Annotated in this window: 19 protein-coding genes and 1 tRNA gene; 8 read left to right on the top strand and 12 right to left on the bottom strand. The window is 35.6% G+C overall.

Annotated elements, in window-relative coordinates:
• Window positions 1–72: 72 nt before the first annotated feature.
• Window positions 73–148: transfer RNA gene (locus E0W73_RS18115), tRNA-Phe, on the bottom strand.
• Between the two features lie 109 nt (window positions 149–257).
• On the opposite strand from E0W73_RS18115, the gene E0W73_RS18120 reads away from it, so the two are divergent.
• From E0W73_RS18120 to E0W73_RS18130, 4 genes are all read left to right on the top strand, one after another.
• Window positions 258–1,022 carry an enoyl-CoA hydratase/isomerase family protein gene (locus tag E0W73_RS18120; RefSeq protein ID WP_135223453.1) on the top strand — a complete coding sequence of 255 codons (765 nt, stop codon included), beginning with the start codon at window positions 258–260 and terminating at the stop codon, window positions 1,020–1,022.
• A gap of 141 nt (window positions 1,023–1,163) precedes the next feature.
• Window positions 1,164–1,340 carry a hypothetical protein gene (locus tag E0W73_RS21485; RefSeq protein WP_162847728.1) on the top strand — a complete coding sequence of 59 codons (177 nt, stop codon included), beginning with the start codon at window positions 1,164–1,166 and terminating at the stop codon, window positions 1,338–1,340.
• A 33-nt stretch (window positions 1,341–1,373) separates the two neighbouring features.
• Window positions 1,374–1,826, top strand: coding sequence for a 6-pyruvoyl trahydropterin synthase family protein (locus E0W73_RS18125; RefSeq protein WP_135223454.1), 453 nt, complete (start codon window positions 1,374–1,376; stop codon window positions 1,824–1,826).
• Window positions 1,827–1,898: 72 nt separating this feature from the next.
• On the top strand, window positions 1,899–2,642 hold the full coding sequence (locus tag E0W73_RS18130; RefSeq protein WP_135223455.1) for a UDP-2,3-diacylglucosamine diphosphatase: 744 nt from the start codon (window positions 1,899–1,901) through the stop codon (window positions 2,640–2,642).
• On the opposite strand, the gene E0W73_RS18135 is transcribed toward E0W73_RS18130, so the two are convergent.
• The 8 genes from E0W73_RS18135 to E0W73_RS18170 all read right to left on the bottom strand — a co-directional run bounded on the left by E0W73_RS18135 (window position 2,643) and on the right by E0W73_RS18170 (window position 11,207).
• A complete protein-coding gene (locus tag E0W73_RS18135; RefSeq protein ID WP_135223456.1) occupies window positions 2,643–3,851 on the bottom strand; it encodes a cytochrome c3 family protein in 1,209 nt (402 codons plus the stop codon). It abuts the gene before it with no gap.
• A 188-nt stretch (window positions 3,852–4,039) separates the two neighbouring features.
• A complete protein-coding gene (locus E0W73_RS18140) occupies window positions 4,040–4,396 on the bottom strand; it encodes a hypothetical protein (RefSeq protein ID WP_135223457.1) in 357 nt (118 codons plus the stop codon).
• 230 nt (window positions 4,397–4,626) lie between these two features.
• On the bottom strand, window positions 4,627–5,541 hold the full coding sequence (locus tag E0W73_RS18145) for an alpha/beta fold hydrolase (RefSeq protein WP_135223458.1): 915 nt from the start codon (window positions 5,539–5,541) through the stop codon (window positions 4,627–4,629).
• Window positions 5,542–6,825: an MFS transporter gene (locus tag E0W73_RS18150; protein WP_135223459.1), complete on the bottom strand. Its 1,284-nt coding sequence runs from the start codon at window positions 6,823–6,825 to the stop codon at window positions 5,542–5,544. It lies immediately after the preceding gene.
• Window positions 6,812–8,515 (bottom strand): single-stranded-DNA-specific exonuclease RecJ, encoded by a 1,704-nt coding sequence (gene recJ, locus E0W73_RS18155; RefSeq protein WP_135223460.1) that lies wholly within the window; start codon window positions 8,513–8,515, stop codon window positions 6,812–6,814. The genes E0W73_RS18150 and recJ overlap by 14 nt, the downstream gene beginning before the upstream one ends.
• A gap of 369 nt (window positions 8,516–8,884) precedes the next feature.
• The gene (locus E0W73_RS18160) at window positions 8,885–9,229 is read right to left on the bottom strand and encodes a HopJ type III effector protein (RefSeq protein WP_135223461.1); all 345 of its coding nucleotides are present in this window, start codon (window positions 9,227–9,229) and stop codon (window positions 8,885–8,887) included.
• Window positions 9,230–9,404: 175 nt separating this feature from the next.
• Window positions 9,405–10,124, bottom strand: a complete 720-nt coding sequence (gene rsmI, locus E0W73_RS18165; protein WP_135223462.1) for a 16S rRNA (cytidine(1402)-2'-O)-methyltransferase — start codon at window positions 10,122–10,124, stop codon at window positions 9,405–9,407.
• 36 nt (window positions 10,125–10,160) lie between these two features.
• The gene (locus tag E0W73_RS18170) at window positions 10,161–11,207 is read right to left on the bottom strand and encodes a hypothetical protein (protein WP_135223463.1); all 1,047 of its coding nucleotides are present in this window, start codon (window positions 11,205–11,207) and stop codon (window positions 10,161–10,163) included.
• 237 nt (window positions 11,208–11,444) lie between these two features.
• Here E0W73_RS18170 and E0W73_RS18175 point away from each other — a divergent pair, with 237 nt between their 5' ends.
• The 4 genes from E0W73_RS18175 to E0W73_RS18190 all read left to right on the top strand — a co-directional run bounded on the left by E0W73_RS18175 (window position 11,445) and on the right by E0W73_RS18190 (window position 13,316).
• Entirely contained in the window at window positions 11,445–12,035 is a 591-nt protein-coding gene (locus E0W73_RS18175; protein ID WP_135223464.1) for a thymidine kinase, read from the top strand.
• Window positions 12,036–12,054: 19 nt separating this feature from the next.
• The gene (locus E0W73_RS18180) at window positions 12,055–12,492 is read left to right on the top strand and encodes a hypothetical protein (RefSeq protein WP_135223465.1); all 438 of its coding nucleotides are present in this window, start codon (window positions 12,055–12,057) and stop codon (window positions 12,490–12,492) included.
• Between the two features lie 150 nt (window positions 12,493–12,642).
• Entirely contained in the window at window positions 12,643–12,906 is a 264-nt protein-coding gene (locus E0W73_RS18185; protein ID WP_135223466.1) for a DUF6364 family protein, read from the top strand.
• Window positions 12,903–13,316 carry a type II toxin-antitoxin system VapC family toxin gene (locus tag E0W73_RS18190; protein WP_135223467.1) on the top strand — a complete coding sequence of 138 codons (414 nt, stop codon included), beginning with the start codon at window positions 12,903–12,905 and terminating at the stop codon, window positions 13,314–13,316. The genes E0W73_RS18185 and E0W73_RS18190 overlap by 4 nt, the downstream gene beginning before the upstream one ends.
• Before the next feature lie 72 nt (window positions 13,317–13,388).
• Here E0W73_RS18190 and rpoN read toward each other — a convergent pair whose 3' ends face one another.
• The 3 genes from rpoN to asnS all read right to left on the bottom strand — a co-directional run bounded on the left by rpoN (window position 13,389) and on the right by asnS (window position 17,007).
• Entirely contained in the window at window positions 13,389–14,849 is a 1,461-nt protein-coding gene (rpoN, locus tag E0W73_RS18195; protein WP_135223468.1) for an RNA polymerase factor sigma-54, read from the bottom strand.
• A gap of 123 nt (window positions 14,850–14,972) precedes the next feature.
• Window positions 14,973–15,368 (bottom strand): GxxExxY protein, encoded by a 396-nt coding sequence (locus E0W73_RS18200; RefSeq protein ID WP_135223469.1) that lies wholly within the window; start codon window positions 15,366–15,368, stop codon window positions 14,973–14,975.
• Window positions 15,369–15,561: 193 nt separating this feature from the next.
• Window positions 15,562–17,007, bottom strand: a complete 1,446-nt coding sequence (gene asnS, locus E0W73_RS18205; RefSeq protein ID WP_135223470.1) for an asparagine--tRNA ligase — start codon at window positions 17,005–17,007, stop codon at window positions 15,562–15,564.
• Window positions 17,008–17,250 lie beyond the last annotated feature (243 nt).

Genomic DNA, 17,250 nt, shown 5'->3' on the forward strand with positions numbered 1-17,250 from the left:
ATTCGAACTGTCGCCTTCCCGATTTTTCATCGGGACGCTCTAGCCAAATGAGCTAATCCCCCTTTTATTTTGCGAAGGATAGCAAGATTCGAACTGTCACCCTCCCGATTTTTCATCGGGATACTCTAGCCAAATGAGCTAATCCCCCTTTTTAAACTTTGAGCAAATAAAGTCAAATATTTTTCAAAAAACAAATTTCGAACAGCTTAAGCTTAATTATTTTTCAAAAGCGTAACTTTACGTTAAAAACTATTTTTATGAGTTCAGAAAATTCAAATGGAAGTTTAGAGACTTCCTTTCAAGATACGATTGCGGTTGTTGAATTTGGGCATCCGGCGAGTAATTCGTTTCCACGCGCGTTATTGGATCAGCTGACATCTGAGATTAATTTCCTCAGCAGAGATGAGAATGTGTCGGTAATTATTTTAAAAAGCAAAGGAGAAAGAACATTTTGTTCAGGTGCTTCGTTTGACGAACTTTTACAAGTTCAGAACGAAGAGCAGGGAACCGAATTTTTTTCTGGGTTTGCACATCTGATCAACGCCATGCGCAATTGCAATAAATTGATTATCGGAAGAGTGCAAGGCCGAGCTGTTGGGGGAGGTGTCGGAATTATTTCTGCCTGCGATTATGTTTTGGCAACGCCAGAAAGCGCTGTTAAACTTTCAGAGCTGGCAATCGGAATCGGCCCTTTTGTGATTGAGCCAGCGGTTTCTAGGAAAATCGGAAAACCGGCCATGGCCGAAATGACGCTTTCTGCGCACGAATGGAAATCGGCAGAATGGGCTTTGCAACACAAGTTGTATGCTGAGATTCACACTAGGGATCAATTGGACGAAGCAGTAGAAAATTTTGCAAAACGTCTAAGCTCTTACAATCCAGAAGCTTTGTTTCATATGAAGAAAATCATCTGGGAAGGGACAGAACAATGGGAATCGATTTTGTTTGAACGCGCCGCAATTACAGGAAAACTAGTCTTGTCAGATTTTAGCCGAAATGCTTTGCTTCAGTTTAAAAAGTAAAAGTTTGAATATTTTCAGTAAAGTAGAATTCAGTTTTAGCTAACAAATATCATATTCTAAGTTTTTAGGTTTATGCATCTTTGTCAAAGTTTTAAGCTTTACGAAAGCTTGTTCTAGTAATCACACTTAATTATTTTTAAAATGCAACTTGTTTCACTATTTCAAAAAATCGATGTGGCGGAGAAAATAAAAGAAGCGCCCGACAGCAGTTATCAAATAGGTGTCGTAATTGGTTCTTTTATTCCTTTTCTGCTTTTAATCGGAATTGCGTATTTGCTTTATAACCGTGCTAAAAAAAGAAACGAAAACGGTTATTAATTTGTAAATTTGCAACCTTAAAAATTAAAATCGATGAGCAAAATCAGAATTACAAAACAATTTAACTTCGAAACGGGTCATGCTTTGTACGGTTACGACGGAAAATGCAAAAACGTTCACGGACACAGTTACAAATTATCAGTAACCGTTATTGGTTCGCCGATTACTGACCGGTCGAATGTAAAATTCGGTATGGTTATCGATTTTTCTGATTTAAAAAAAATCGTAAAAGAGGAAATAGTCGATCAGTTTGATCATGCGACGGTTTTTAATGAAACAACGCCGCATGTTGAATTGGCAAATGAATTGAAAAATCGCGGTCATCATGTTATTTTGGTTGATTACCAGCCAACAAGCGAAAATATGGTGATTGATTTTGCCAACAGAATCGTTGCGCGTCTGCCAGAAGGAATCTCTCTTTTCTCATTGAAACTTCAGGAAACAGAATCTTCATTTGCAGAATGGTACGCAAGTGATAATGATTAAATTCCAATCCTTTAAATTCCAAATTCCAAGTTCAAACGAATAACTTATAATTCTTAACTTCTAACTTTCTAGATGAAAAAAATATATTTTGCTTCAGATCAACATTTTGGTGCGCCGACTCCGGAATTGAGTTTACCGCGCGAAAAGAAATTTGTTGCTTGGTTAGATGAGGTTAAAGAAGATGCAGAAGCCATTTTTTTGTTGGGAGATTTGTTTGATTTCTGGTTCGAGTATAAAACGGTTGTTCCAAAAGGTTTTGTACGTGTTTTGGGCAAGCTGGCCGAAATTCGCGACAGCGGCATTCCGATTTATTTTTTTGTCGGAAATCATGATTTATGGATGAACGACTATTTTGAAAAAGAGTTGAATATTCCTGTTTATCACGATAATAAAGAATTTATTTTCAACGGAAAAACTTTCCTGATTGGGCACGGCGACGGAAAAGGTCCGGGCGATAAAGGCTATAAAAGAATGAAAAAGGTATTTACGAATCCGTTTTCAAAATGGCTTTTCCGCTGGCTTCATCCAGATGTTGGCGTGAGTCTTGCACAGTATTTATCGGTTAAAAACAAACTGATTTCGGGAGCAGAAGACGTTACATTTTTAGGCGAAGATAACGAATGGCTTATCCTTTACGCCAAACGAAAACTAGAAACTAAACATTATAATTATTTTATTTTCGGTCATCGTCATCTTCCGATGATTCATAAGGTCGGAGACAATTCAGAATACGTAAATCTGGGAGATTGGATTGGCTACTTTACCTACGGCGTTTTTGACGGAGAAAAGTTTGAACTCAAAAAATTCGAACAATAATTATTTTTTAGCATTCACATAAATTCCGATTTTGTGTGTTCTCAAGATGTAATTTGATAATTGTTTGCTGTTTGAAAGCTGAAAACTTATTGCATTTGAGCTCTTTTTCGGCATGTGGCATTCTACACAGTTATCAGCTAGTAATTTTCCGGACATCGATTGTAATGTTTTCTGAGCATGTTTCTTTGTCTGGTGGCAGCTCATACAGATTTTAGAGTACGATGCCATATTTTTAGAGGCGTTCTCGTGCGGATTATGACACGTAATACAATCCATTTTTTCGCTTTTTATGAAACATTTGCTCTGTGCCATTAAACGAAATTGATTTCCATGAACATCAAATTGTGCAGTATCGTTTATGCTTCTGGTTTCGCGGTAAAAATCAGATAGATTATCTCCGGGTTTAAAATCGAAACGGGATTTTAATTTCATTCCGTTATTTCCTGCATGACACAAGGCGCAAGCATCTAGTTTTTGCTGGCGGTTTAATGTTCTAAAACTTATAATGTTATTGGCTATTTTTACGTTTGGATTTTTTAAATGAAATTCGGCATGTTGTTTTGCCGGACCATGACAGCGCTCGCAATCAATTCCGTAAACGATGGTTTTTTTATCGATAACATCTTCAACATCCATCGACATAAAATTTTTCTCCGCCGAATTCTGATTTACGATTCTGCTGCTCGCATTTGAGCTGTGGCAGGTATAACAATCTTTTACGACCATTCGGTCAAAATAAGGTTCATGAGCTGGAAATCCAGGACTTGTGGCCCATTTTTTTATAGAATGATAGAAAGAAACAGGTAGTTCGTAGGTGTTGTTATTCTTCCAATAAACAGAAGTCTGTGCGTGTTTAATGCCAAAAACGATGTCAAATTTATATCTCGCCGTTTCTTTGCCGTTTTGATACAAAACCTGATACAAACTGTCGCCGTCTTTTTCCATGACCACTTTGGTGTTTTTGTCGTAGACGAAAGTATGGTCTCCAGAATCAAAATTTCCTGAAACGTTTTCTAAAATTGCAGGCGCAGTTGCTTTAAAATGAGAACTTTTAATGACCATGTCATATTGTGTTTTATGACATTGAATACAGCTTTCTGAACCTGCATAATCGGTGCCGCGCGGATCAATATATTCTTCTGATTTAGAATTGCAGCTCGAGCTAAAAACTGCACACAGAAGAGCAAGTATAAATACAAATTTTTTCATTGTTGTAAATATACTTTTTTTGATTCTAATCAAAATATATTTCAATAATGAAAAAATGTTGTTAAAATATTTAGAATGTTTTTTTGTGTCAACCAAATTATGTTTATTCCGATGCGTTGTCGCATAATGCCGATATAGCACGAAAATAATTCAATTTTATTGGATTATAGAGAATAACATAATCAGTATTAATTCATTCCAGCTCCATAAATATATTCTCCCAATTCGATTTTAAATAATGAACCTTCAACTAAATCTTTAATCGATTTTAATTCGGTCATCGAAACGGCTAGATCTATAGAGGAACAAGGCGTTTTTAGTAAAAACTTATGGCAGGAGTATTTCATTTCACAAGCTTCACAGCAAGTATTTTCAATCATGCTGTCTTCGATCAAATCGCAAAACTGATTTAATTCTGCTACCGTAAAATAAAATCCGGTTTCTTTAAAAACCAGTTGCACTTTATCTGAAATAGTCGTGTTGCGATCCTTCCAGTAAAAAGCTATTCCAAAATTATTATGATATATCTGTTCAATTTCTCTCATCGTAAATCCTTTTAATTCAACAAATATAAATATTATTTAAATTAATTCTAAATAAAAAAATCATAAAAAATGAAAAAAAAATGAACCATATAAGTGATGTAAGTTCATATTAAAGAGATTTTTATTTTGAGTCTTATCAAATAATAAAAAAAGCCTTCATTTTTAACTGAAGGCTAAATGATGAGTTCAAATATTAAATGAACTTATATTACTCATATGGTTAAAAAAAGTTACTTAAGCCAATTCTTTAGTTTAGAAAGAAATTCATTCTGTTGATCCACAAATAAATAATGCGAACAATTGTTCAGAAATGCAAAGTTGTTTTTGCCAGCAATATCTTTGATAGATTGAATTTGTGCCGATGAAAAAATACCGTCATCTTTTCCGTAAATAGCAAAAATAGGAACTCCGGCAGTTTTAATCTTTTTTAGAAAAGGCCTGCTGTCAATGTTATTTTGTTTTTCATTTTGATAAAAAAGCAAAGGCGCATTTTTGTTTCTGATATTCGTTTTATAAAATTCACTGGCTTCATAACTAGCATACAACTTTTTGGATGCTGTTGTAGGATTTGGCATTTTAAAGTAATTTTCATCACTTGCTAATTCAAAACAATGTTTTCGATATTCTGCAGAATTTTTATCAAGTTTTTCTATGTAGGCTATTTTATTAAGTTTTTTAGAATCGCCGTTGTGTATTTTCTTGATAGAATTTAAAATATGATCATAAGTTTCCTGTTGCGAAAATAAAGCTCCGGCCAAAACCAAGGAACTAACTTTCTGCGGATATTTATTAGCATAAAGTGTCGCCACTAAACCGCCAAAACTATGGCTAAGTAAAACTGCTTTTTTCAAATGATATTTTGAATAAATAGAATTTAAATCCTGAATAGCTTCTTCATAAGTAAAAGTTGCATTCGAATCTGCTGATCTTCCTTCGCCGCGACGGTCGTAAGCAATTACATAAAAACCTTGATTGGCCAGATTTTGAGCAGTTGTTCCTTCGAACAAAGTAGCATTGCCACTTGGTCCTCCGTGAATAAAGATTAAAGGTTTATTCTTCTCGTTTCCATAAGTTTTGATGTAGAGATTTTGTCCTTGTGCGAATAAGGATACGATGAAAAATAAATAAAGAAAGAATGTTTTCATCTACTCTAATTTATGATGTTCATCCATATCTCTTTTCAGGTCTAAATTTCTAAAGGTCGGCGATTTTAGTGCTGTTACAATTACGGTCAAAAGTGTCACACTTCCTCCAAAAATAACAGAAGCTACCGCTCCCATTAATTTGGCCGTTGCGCCGCTTTCAAAAGCGCCCAATTCGTTAGAAGAACCCACAAAAATTGAATTTACGGCACCAACGCGCCCGCGCATATGATCGGGCGTTTTAAGCTGTAAAATAGTCTGACGGATTACCACCGAAATTCCGTCAGCCAATCCGCTTAAAAATAAGGCGAAAACTGAAAGCCAGAAGTATTTTGAGAAACCGAATAAGATGATCGATAATCCGAAAACAAAAATGGCAATCAAAAGTTTTTTTCCAGCATTTTGATATAATGGCACGTAAGCCGAAACCAGCATGGTAATAAAAGCTCCTACAGCAGGAGCCGCTCTTAAAATTCCGAAACCTTCTGAACCTACTTTTAAAATGTCTTGTGCAAAAACAGGTAGCAATGCCACTGCTCCTCCAAAAAGAACCGCAATCATATCCAAAGATAAAGCTCCCAAAACAATCTTGTTTTTGAAAACAAAGGTTAAACCTTCCGTTAGGCTATCTTTAATTGATTCTCCGATTTTAGGATTTATAATTGGTTTTGAACTGATTTGCGATAAAGCAATTAAAGAAAGAACAGAGAATCCGAAAACCAAACACATAGACCAGTGAACACCAATCCAGTTAATAGAAAATCCGGCTAAAGCGGGACCCATAACCGCTCCAATCTGCCAAACCGAACTGCTCCAAGTTGCCGCATTTGGATATACTTTTTTAGGAATTATCAATGATAAAAGCGAGAAGATAGTTGGACCAAGAAAAGAACGAACAATTCCTCCAAAAAAAACTAAAGTATAAATCGAATATAAAATAACTGTTGAGGACCAACCGCTAACTACTTTGGGCCAAGTCAATAAAAAAAGGCCAAAGCTTATTACAGAAAATCCTAAAATACATTTTACCAATAAACCTTTCTTTTCTCTTTGGTCGACAATGTGACCTGCAAATAGAGCCATTCCGACGGCAGGAATTACTTCCATTAAACCGATAATCCCCAACGAAAGCGGATTCTTAGTCAAACTGTAAACTTCCCATTCAATTACAATAAACTGCATCGACCAGGCAAAAACCATGGCAAATCGCAATAACAAAAATATATTGAATTCTCGATAACGAAGCGCCTGATACGGATCCGGCTTACTTGATTTAATGTCTTCCATCTGTTCTAATGTCTTTCAGCATAAGCTGAGTTGAAATATTACCGTTCCATTCATTTTCAGAAATGCAATAAGCAATTTGAAAAGAGTTTTGATTTTGTGCAATGCTTAATTTTTTTCCGAGACCAAAACCAATTGAAGAAATTCCGTCCGAATTGTTTTGTTTTACAAAAAGCCTCAAATGTTCATCTTCAGAACCTAATGTTTTGGCATATCCGGTATCTTTTACATTTGAAGTCATAAAAACGGGAGTCATATTCTGAGGGCCAAAAGGCTCAAATTGTTTCAAAATACGAATCAGTTTTGGCGTGATGTGTGCAAAATCAATTTCAGCATCAATTTCGATTTCTGGCGTTCGCATTTCAGGCAAAATAGTGCTTTCAACACATTTTTCGAATGCATCTTTAAAAGCTTTGTAATTTTCGGCCTTTAATGTCATTCCCGCAGCATACATATGGCCGCCAAATTGTTCTAAATGTTCAGAACAGGCATCGAGAGCATTGTAAACATCAAATCCTTTTACTGAGCGGGCAGAAGCCGCGTATTTGTCGCCGCTTTTAGTAAAAACCAAAGTCGGACGATAATAAGTTTCTATTAATCTCGAAGCTACGATTCCGATAACGCCTTTGTGCCAGTCTTCTTGAAAAACCACGGTCGTAAAACGCTCATGTTCGTTATTGTCAAGAATCTGCTGAAAAGCTTCTTTGGTAATTTTTTTGTCCAAATCTTTTCGGTCTGCATTGTATTGTTCGATTTCTGAGGCGAATTGCTGCGCCTGTTCAAAATCAAATTCACTCAGCAATTCAACCGCATGATTACCATGTTTGATTCTTCCTGCTGCATTGATTCTGGGAGAAATAATAAACACAACATCAGTAATGTCTAAAACTTTCTTTTTTACCTGATGTACGAGAGCCTTAATTCCGGGACGTGGTTCGGTATTGATTACCTTTAATCCAAAATAAGCCAGAACACGATTTTCTCCTGTAATCGGAACAATATCTGCCGCGATTGCAGTGGCAACCAAATCCAGATACGGAACTAAATCGTCAATTGTCTCGCTTTTATTTTGGGCCAAGGCCTGAATCAGTTTGAAGCCCACGCCGCAGCCACACAATTCGTCATAAGGATAAGAGCAGTCTTCTCTTTTTGGATCTAAAACCGCCACAGCGTCGGGAAGTTTTTCTCCTGGTCTGTGGTGGTCGCAGATTATAAAATCGATGTTTTTTGCTTTAGCGTAAGCGACGTGATCGATTGATTTGATGCCACAGTCGAGTGCAATAATTAACGAAATTCCGTTATCATCTGCATAATCAATTCCTTTATAGGAGATTCCGTAACCTTCGTCGTAACGATCTGGGATATAAGTGGCAACGTTTGGATAATAGGATTTTAAATAAGATGAAACCAAAGAAACGGCGGTTGTACCGTCAACATCATAATCGCCAAAAACCAGAATGTTTTCCTGATTTTCAATTGCCGATTCGATTCGTGCAACAGCTTTATCCATATCTTTCATTAGATATGGGTCATGAAGATGTTCTAAAGACGGGCGAAAGAAATTCTTAGCATCATCAAAAGTTTCAATACCACGCTGAATCAAAAGTGAGGCTACAAAATCTTCTACATTCAGGGCTTGTGCCAGATGTTTGATTTTATCTTCAGAAGGTTTTGGTTTTAATGTCCAGCGCATTTTTTAATTGTAGATTTTGGATTTTAGATTTCAGATTGTGGAAATCGTTTAATCTTGATAGGTAATTTTTTTTAAAACAAATAGAAACATAGCTTATCGGAAACTTGAAAAGGCGTTTCACTTGCATCAATTCACATAGTTTGCGATGTGTTAGAAACGAGTTTCTTTCTGTTTTCTTTTATTGACAGACAAAAACTATGTTTCTATGTGTTTAATTTTCTCACGCAGATTTCGCAGATAAGGCAGATTTTAATCCGTTTATCTGTGGAATCTGAGGCAGAATATTCGTTTTAAACTTTGGCAAAGTTTTTAAGCGTCAGATTGCAGGCTTAGTAAATCTAAAATCTACAATCTGAATTCTAAAATATATTACTTCGCTTCTAAAGCATTTCCTTCAAACTGAATTCCGTCCCAGCCTAGGTTGATGAAATTTCTAATGTTTTGGTGATTGGTCCCGTTTGGATCGCCTAAAACTTCTTCAAAATAAAAAGCTCCAAAACAAGCCAAAGTTTCGTCTTTACTTAAATTCTGCAGTTTCGCAAAAGAAAATAATTTGCAAGAACCTGAGTTTTCTCCTGCAGCGTTATGTTGTGTCCCGTTTTGAAAAGCGGTTGGTGTAAAGTTGTAATTTTCTTCGATTACGGCAATAGTTTCAGGAAATGTGATTTGAGTTGGAGTTTGTTTTACTTTTTCTAAAAAGGCTTGAATGCTCATGATTTTTTTTGTCTGTTTGATTTTCTTGCCACAGATTAAAGGGATTTAAAAGATTATTTTTTGCCACGAATTGCACAAATTAGCACGAATTAAATTAGTGGAAATTTGTGTAATTAGTGGCAACCTTAATTTTTAATCTGTGTTAATCCTTTAATCTGTGGCTGAAATAATTAATTTATTCTACTTCGTCTTTTGAATACTTACTTTTTTTGGCTTCTTTCTCTATTGTTTTTCCGGCAACAACCACGACGATTTCTCCTCGTGGAGCTGTTTTTTCGAAATGCGCCAGAACTTCTTTTGCTGTTCCGCGTACATTTTCTTCGTGCATTTTTGATAATTCTCTCGAAACGCAGACTTGTCGGTCTTCTCCAAAATATTGTACAAACTCAGCTAAAGTTTTAACGAGTTTGTGTGGCGAAACGTATAAAATCATCGTTCGGGTTTCTTCTGCCAAAGCCAAAAATCGAGTCTGGCGTCCTTTTTTATCAGGCAGAAAACCTTCAAAAACAAATTTGTCATTCGGTAGTCCGCTGTTTACTAAAGCTGGAACAAAAGCGGTTGCTCCAGGAAGACATTCCACTTCGATTTTATTTTCTACGCAAGCGCGAGTCAATAAAAATCCAGGATCTGAAATGGCTGGTGTTCCTGCGTCTGAAATCAAAGCGATTGTTTCGCCAGCTTTCAAACGAGCAATTAAATTCTCAGTGGTTTTGTGTTCGTTGTGCATATGATGGCTGTGCATGTGCGTGCCGATTTCAAAATGCTTCAACAGTTTTCCGCTGGTGCGGGTGTCCTCAGCCAAAATCAAATCGACTTCTTTTAAAACCCGAATGGCTCTAAAAGTCATGTCTTCAAGATTGCCGATAGGCGTTGGAACGATATATAATTTTGACATATTTTTTGTGAAATGTAAAGGGTAAGTTGAACCGAATTAAAGGAATTTCTTCTCGATAATTCCCATAAAGCGTTCTGCGTAATCGTCTTTTCCTTCCCAATTGTTGTAATCTGGTTTGACCATGTTTTCGATAAAATCTTTTACCTCTGCATAAGAATCAAATGTCATTAACTGATTCAGAACACGGCTATAATCTTCGGCACTGTTTCCGAAAAGATTTTTGGTGAAAGCGATTCTGTCGTTTAGGTCAATATGAAAACCTCGAGATAATTTTTCATTCAAAGTAACCGGCTTTGAGTCGGATTGCGCTTTTGCAGCAGCGGTTTCGGCGGCTTTTTGTTCTTTCCACTCCGCAATTGTCGGAATAGGCGGAACGTCTTTAACGCTTTCTACTTTTACAAATTGAGCATCGGCATAGTTTACTCCTAAATCCTCAAACAAAATCGGAATTGGAGTCGCTTTAGATTCTGGTTCTTTTTTTTCTTCCTCAACTTGTTTTGGCTCTTCCGTTAGTTCAAAAGCAGGTTTGAATTCTGGAATCGGTTTTAGGTCGCTAAAAGTTCTGAACGAATTTTCATCTTCTTTAGTTTCGTCTTGTTTTAGAGCGATTTCGCTTTCTTCCGGTTCTTCCGGTTCTTCTGTTTCTTCGTCTAACGATTCGTCTTCTAAAACATGAATAATGGTTTCTTCTGTGCTTTCCGCTTCAATTTCCGAAACTTCTTCTTCAGGTGTGTTTGCTTCTATGACTTTTTCTTCTGTGCTTTCTTCAGTTTTTGGTGCAACAACTTCTGGTTCCGAAACAATTTCAGGAGCAGTTTCTGGAGATGGAGCAGGAGTTTCGGCCTCAACTTCGGTCGGAATTATTTCTTCTTTTTCGAAAATAGTTTCGAGCTTCGATTCGATTTCGCTTTGTCCGATGGTAGGTTTTGCTTCTTCAAAATTTTCATCTACAAATTTTAATACTGCTAATTTTTCATATAATTTCTGTGTTTCCAGATACAATTGATTGATATCGGATTTGTTCTTAAGTTTTAAAATTCGATGTGCAATGCTGATTAAATCGGCTTCCAATTTTTTTTTCATAACTATTGAAATTATAGTGAATGGGTATTTTTAGTATATTCTCTAAATGATTTTCTTTATTCGACGCTGAATTCTAAATCTTATTTTTTATTTCTGTTAATAAGACCTCGGCGAATCTTCGATTTGATAAAAATTTTCTACTTTTGAAAAAGTGTAAAAACAGTAAAATTTTACAACAATTTATTACAAGTACAAAGTAATAAAAACTATTCATTTTTAAAGGCAGAAAAATACAAAATGTTTCTCGAAAATACAGTAAATCACAAAGAACAATTTGGTTGGATTGAAGTTATTTGTGGATCAATGTTTTCGGGTAAAACCGAAGAACTGATTCGCAGATTAAAACGTGCGCAGTTTGCCAAACAAAGAGTCGAAATTTTTAAACCCGCTATCGATACCCGTTATCATGACGAAATGGTGGTGTCTCATGATGCCAACGAAATTCGTTCGACGCCTGTTCCGGCAGCAGCCAATATTGCGATTTTAGCCCAAGGCTGTGATGTTATCGGAATTGATGAAGCACAGTTTTTTGATGATGAAATCGTAACAGTTTGCAACGACCTTGCCAATCAGGGAATTCGTGTTGTAGTCGCAGGACTTGACATGGATTTTAAGGGAAATCCGTTTGGACCAATGCCGGGACTTATGGCAACGGCAGAATATGTAACCAAAGTACATGCGGTTTGTACCAGAACAGGAAATTTGGCCAATTACAGTTTTAGAAAAACCGATAACGATAAACTGGTAATGCTTGGAGAAACAGAAGAATACGAACCGCTCAGCCGTGCTGCCTATTTTAAGGCAATGAAGAAAATTCAGGAAAAATAAACCCAAAGTTTTAATAAAAATGGCAGAAAAGCAAAGCAGAAAAAAGCAAAATATAATATTGTTTATCGTAATAGGAGTTGCAATGGCGCTGGCCGTTTTTTTTCAATTGTACCTTTCTGAAAATGCCGATGAGGTCAATACAGAAATCACACAGCTTGTTGCAAAATATAATAAAAACTGTCCGTTAACTATTCAGGATGGTATTCGCTTAGACAGCGTGACTTTGGTCGAAGAAAAGACTGTAAAATACAATCTAACATTATTAAATGTAGAGAAACAGAAAGCAGAAGTAGATGTTATCCGAGAAGAAATTAGAAAGAGCCTTTTGAGTACTGTAAAAACAAACACAGGTTTGAAGGTTTTTAGGGATAATGATTATACTTTGATTTACAGCTACAGTGATCAAAGGAAGGTGTTTTTATTTGATGTAAAAATACTGCCGGATCAGTATAAGTAATTTAACGTTTTAAAGATGTTGTGAAATCCGATAGGTCTGAAACCTGTCGGGTTTGTTTTATGTAATGAATTTAAAATCTTTTCTTTATAAAAATACCAGGTAATTTGTACGGATAAAAAAATTATATTTGTACGTACAAAATAAAAAGCTATGGACGCAAAATTGACATTGAAATTAGACAAAGATGTAATTGAAAAAGCTAAAATTTATGCCTCAGAGCATAAGCATAGTTTATCGCTTTTGGTGGAGAATTATTTAAAAGTGATTACTTCTACAGGAGAAAATAAGGAGGAAAATGAAATTAAAATTTCGAATCTTGCTAAATCTTTTACTATTAAAGAGGCCGATGCTAAAATTGGAAATGATTATAAAAAAGAGTTACAGGATATTTTAATTGAAAAACACGGCTTATGAAATTGTATCTGGATACAAATGTAATTTTAGATTTAATTCTTAATAGAGCACCTTTTTTTGATGATATTGCTAGAATTGTAACGTTATATGAAATGGGAAAATGTGAGTTGTTTACCTCCTCAGTTTCGATTGTAAATTGCAATTATATTTTAGGAAAAAATATTGATAGTAAACAGGTAATAGATAACTTAAAAATATTAAGATCATTTTGTTCTGTTTTAACAGTTTCAGAATTAGAAATCGATCAGAGTTTAAATTCAGATTTTAAGGATTTTGAGGATGCAGTGCAATATTATGCTTGTTTGAAAAATGATTGTAATTTCATAATCACTAGAGATATAAAAGATTTTAAAAGTTCGCCAATTCCGGCCATATCTCCAGCAGAATTTCTTGCTTCGATAAAAAAATAAAACCCGATAGTTTTTTAACTATCGGGTTTTATTTTTAAATGAACTTACATTTCTTATATGGTTTGAAAAAAACTAAATCTTCTTTCTCATTCGCGCTACCGGAATATCCAATTGCTCACGATATTTAGCAATAGTTCTTCTAGCAATCGGATAACCTTTTTCTTTCAAGATTTCGGCTAACTGATCATCCGGAAGCGGTTTTCTCTTGTCTTCTTCCTCAATTGTGTTTTGCAGAATTTTTTTGATTTCAAGAGTTGAAACATCTTCTCCCTGGTCATTTTTCATGGCTTCAGAAAAGAATTCTTTAATCAGTTTGGTTCCGTATGGCGTTTCAACATATTTACTGTTGGCTACACGAGAGATTGTCGAAATATCCAAACCAACCATGTCTGCAATGTCTTTTAGAATCATTGGTTTTAGCTTGGTTTCGTCACCGTCTAAGAAGTATTCTTCTTGATAATGCATAATCGCATTCATGGTTACAAAAAGTGTTTCCTGACGTTGTCTGATTGCGTCGATAAACCATTTAGCCGAATCCAGTTTTTGCTTGATAAACTGAACCGCATCTTTCTGTGCTGTCGATTTATCTTTAGATTCTTTATACGTCTGCATCATTTCCTGATAATCTTTAGAAACGTGCAGAGAAGGAGCATTTCTTCCGTTTAAAGTCAGTTCCAATTCACCGTCCACAATTCTGATAGCGAAATCCGGAACTACATTTTCGGTAACTTTATTATTTCCTGCAAAAGAACCGCCCGGTTTTGGGTTAAGCCTTTCAATTTCGTGAATTGCTTTTTTAAGCTGTTCGTTCGAAACGCTGTATTTCTGTAAAAGCTTGTCGTAATGTTTCTTCGTGAAAGCATCAAACTGATTTTCGATAATGTCAATCGCTAAATCAACATATTCGGTTGGAGTTTTATGTTTTAACTGAAGTAATAAGCATTCCTGCAAATCACGTGCACCAACTCCTGAAGGTTCCAACTCATGAATCACCGTCAACATTTTTTCGACCATCGCCTCATCAGTATAAATTCCCTGCGTAAAAGCCATGTCGTCTACAATGTCCGGAATGCTTCTGCGGATGTAACCCACATCATCAATACTTCCAACAAGGAATTCAGCGATTTCGCGTTCTTCATCATTCAAAATAAAAGTATTCAGCTGATTGATTAAGTCCTGATGAAAACTGATCGGAGCCGCAAAAGGAGTTTCGCGCTCTTCGTCGTCACTGTAATTGTTTACCTGAGTTTTGTAATCGGGCGTATCGTCGTCGCTTAGATATTCGTCAATGTTAATGTCGTCTGCTTCGATTCTATCTGATTCGTTATCATCATAATCGTCGTAGTCGTCGTTAGCATATTCATCCGCTTCGTATTCGTCTTCTTTACCCGCTTCTAATGCCGGATTTTCGTTCATTTCTTCTAATAAACGCTGTTCAAAAGCTTGCGTAGGCAATTGAATTAACTTCATCAGCTGAATTTGCTGTGGAGATAATTTTTGGGATAATTTTAAATTTAAAAATTGCTTTAGCATAGTTAAGGCGCTATTTTTCTGCCACTAAGGCACAAAGGCTCAAAGTTTTTTATTTGTTTTTGTTTCTTGCCACTAAGGCGGTAAGACACAAAGTTTTTCGTTTACTTTATTTGACTGAAAAATTTAAAATACTCTTTTTGTATTTATAAATCTTCTGATACCGCTCTTTATTAACGGAACATTGAAATTGATTAAAAAGCCTAAATCTTTATCCAGTAATTTTAACTGACTTATAATTTGTGCTTCCCAAACCGGATTTATTTGTTCAACTGCTTTTATTTCTATAATTATAGAATCTTCAATCAGTAAATCTAGTCTTAATCCTTCGCTAAATTCAATTCCGTCATAAAAGATAGGAATGTCAACTTGGCGCTTTACATCAAGACCAGCTTTTGAGACTTCATGAGCCAGACAAACTTCATAAACTCTTTCTAATAATCCAGGTCCAAGTTGTTTGTGAACTTTAAATGCCGCATTTACAATTATTTTTCCAATTTCTTCAGTTCTTTCTGAGAGCATTTTCTGTTGTTTTTGCCACGAAGACGCTAAGGCACAAAGTTTTTTTAAGTTTTTAAATCTTCACTAAAAAGTAAAATAATACTTTGAGATTTTGTGTCTACGTGGTATTATTTTAATTTTTTTTGAGTCTTAACTCAGTTAGTTTAAAAATAAACTTAGCGTCTTTGTGCCTTCGTGGCAAAAACCTTGGTTCTTAGAACTCGGCGCTACCTGGAGTTCTCGGGAAAGGAATTACGTCTCTAATGTTTGTCATTCCTGTTACAAACAATACCAAACGCTCAAAACCTAAACCAAAACCGGCGTGAGTGGCTGAACCAAATCTTCTCGTATCTAAATACCAGTATAATTCTTCTTTGTCAATTCCAAGAGCTTCCATTTTCTGAACTAGAACATCGTAACGCTCTTCTCTTTCAGAACCACCAACGATTTCTCCAATTCCAGGGAAAAGGATATCCATAGCACGAACTGTTTCTCTTCCTGGTTCTGTGTTGTCGTTCAAACGCATGTAAAACGCTTTGATGTTTGCTGGGTAATCGTATAAAATTACTGGACATTTAAAGTGTTTTTCTACCAAGTAACGCTCGTGTTCTGATTGTAAATCAGCTCCCCATTCGTTGATTAAATATTGGAATTTCTTCTTTTTATTTGGAGTTGAATCTCTTAAAATGTCAATTGCTTCAGTATACGAAACGCGTTTGAAATTGTTGTCTAAAACGAAGTTCAATTTCTCTAACAAAGCCATTTCGCTTCTTTCTGCCTGAGGTTTTGATTTTTCTTCTTCTAAAAGTCTTCCTTCTAAGAATTTCAAATCATCGCCACAATGGTCTAAAGCATATTTAATTACATACTGAATAAAATCTTCAGCCAAGTCCATGTTGTCATCAAGGTTGTTGAAAGCAACTTCTGGCTCAATCATCCAAAATTCTGCCAAGTGGCGAGAAGTGTTTGAATTTTCTGCTCTAAAAGTTGGTCCAAAAGTATAGATTTGACCCAAAGCCATCGCAAAAGTTTCTCCTTCTAACTGTCCAGAAACCGTTAAGTTCGTATGTTTTCCGAAGAAATCTTTTTTGAAATCAATGTTTCCTTCTTCATTTTTTGGAAGATTATCCAACGGTAAAGAAGTTACTTGGAACATTTCTCCCGCACCTTCAGCATCAGCTCCAGTGATAATTGGCGTATTTACATATACGAAACCTTTATCCTGAAAATATTTATGAACGGCATAAGACAATACCGAACGCACACGCATAATCGCACCAAAAGCATTTGTACGTACGCGTAAGTGAGCGTTTTCACGTAAAAATTCTAAAGAGTGTTTTTTAGGTTGCATTGGGAATTTCTCAGCATCAGAATCTCCAAGGATTTCCAATTTAGAAACCTGAATTTCATATTTCTGACCCGCACCTTTACTTTCAACCAAAGTTCCAATTACAGAAACCGCAGCTCCAGTCGTGATTCTTTTTAAAGTTTCTTCTGGTGTATTTTCAAAATCAACAACACATTGAATATTATTAATGGTAGAACCGTCATTAAGCGCGATGAACTGATTATTTCTAAAAGTTCTCACCCATCCTTTTGCATTCACTTCCTGTAACGTCGTCGTACTGTTTAATAAGTCTCTAACCTTTGTGTGTTTCATTTTTATATATAATTGATATTAAGTAATATTCATTTTGAACAACTGCAAATATAATCGATAATAATTAATTTTTGAAGCTGTTTCCTGCTATCCGCTATATCTTTTTCTTGCTAAAGGAGCAAGAAAAAGGATATCGCTTCTATCAGGGCTAGGGCAATCGGTTTCAAAAGAAGCAATTTCTCTTGTTTTTGTCATTCCGAGGAACGAGGAATCACACTAGTAATTCCGTTAAGAAAGTCGCCA

Origin of the sequence: Flavobacterium foetidum (genome assembly GCF_004634245.1) — a bacterium.
Lineage (GTDB): Bacteria > Bacteroidota > Bacteroidia > Flavobacteriales > Flavobacteriaceae > Flavobacterium > Flavobacterium foetidum.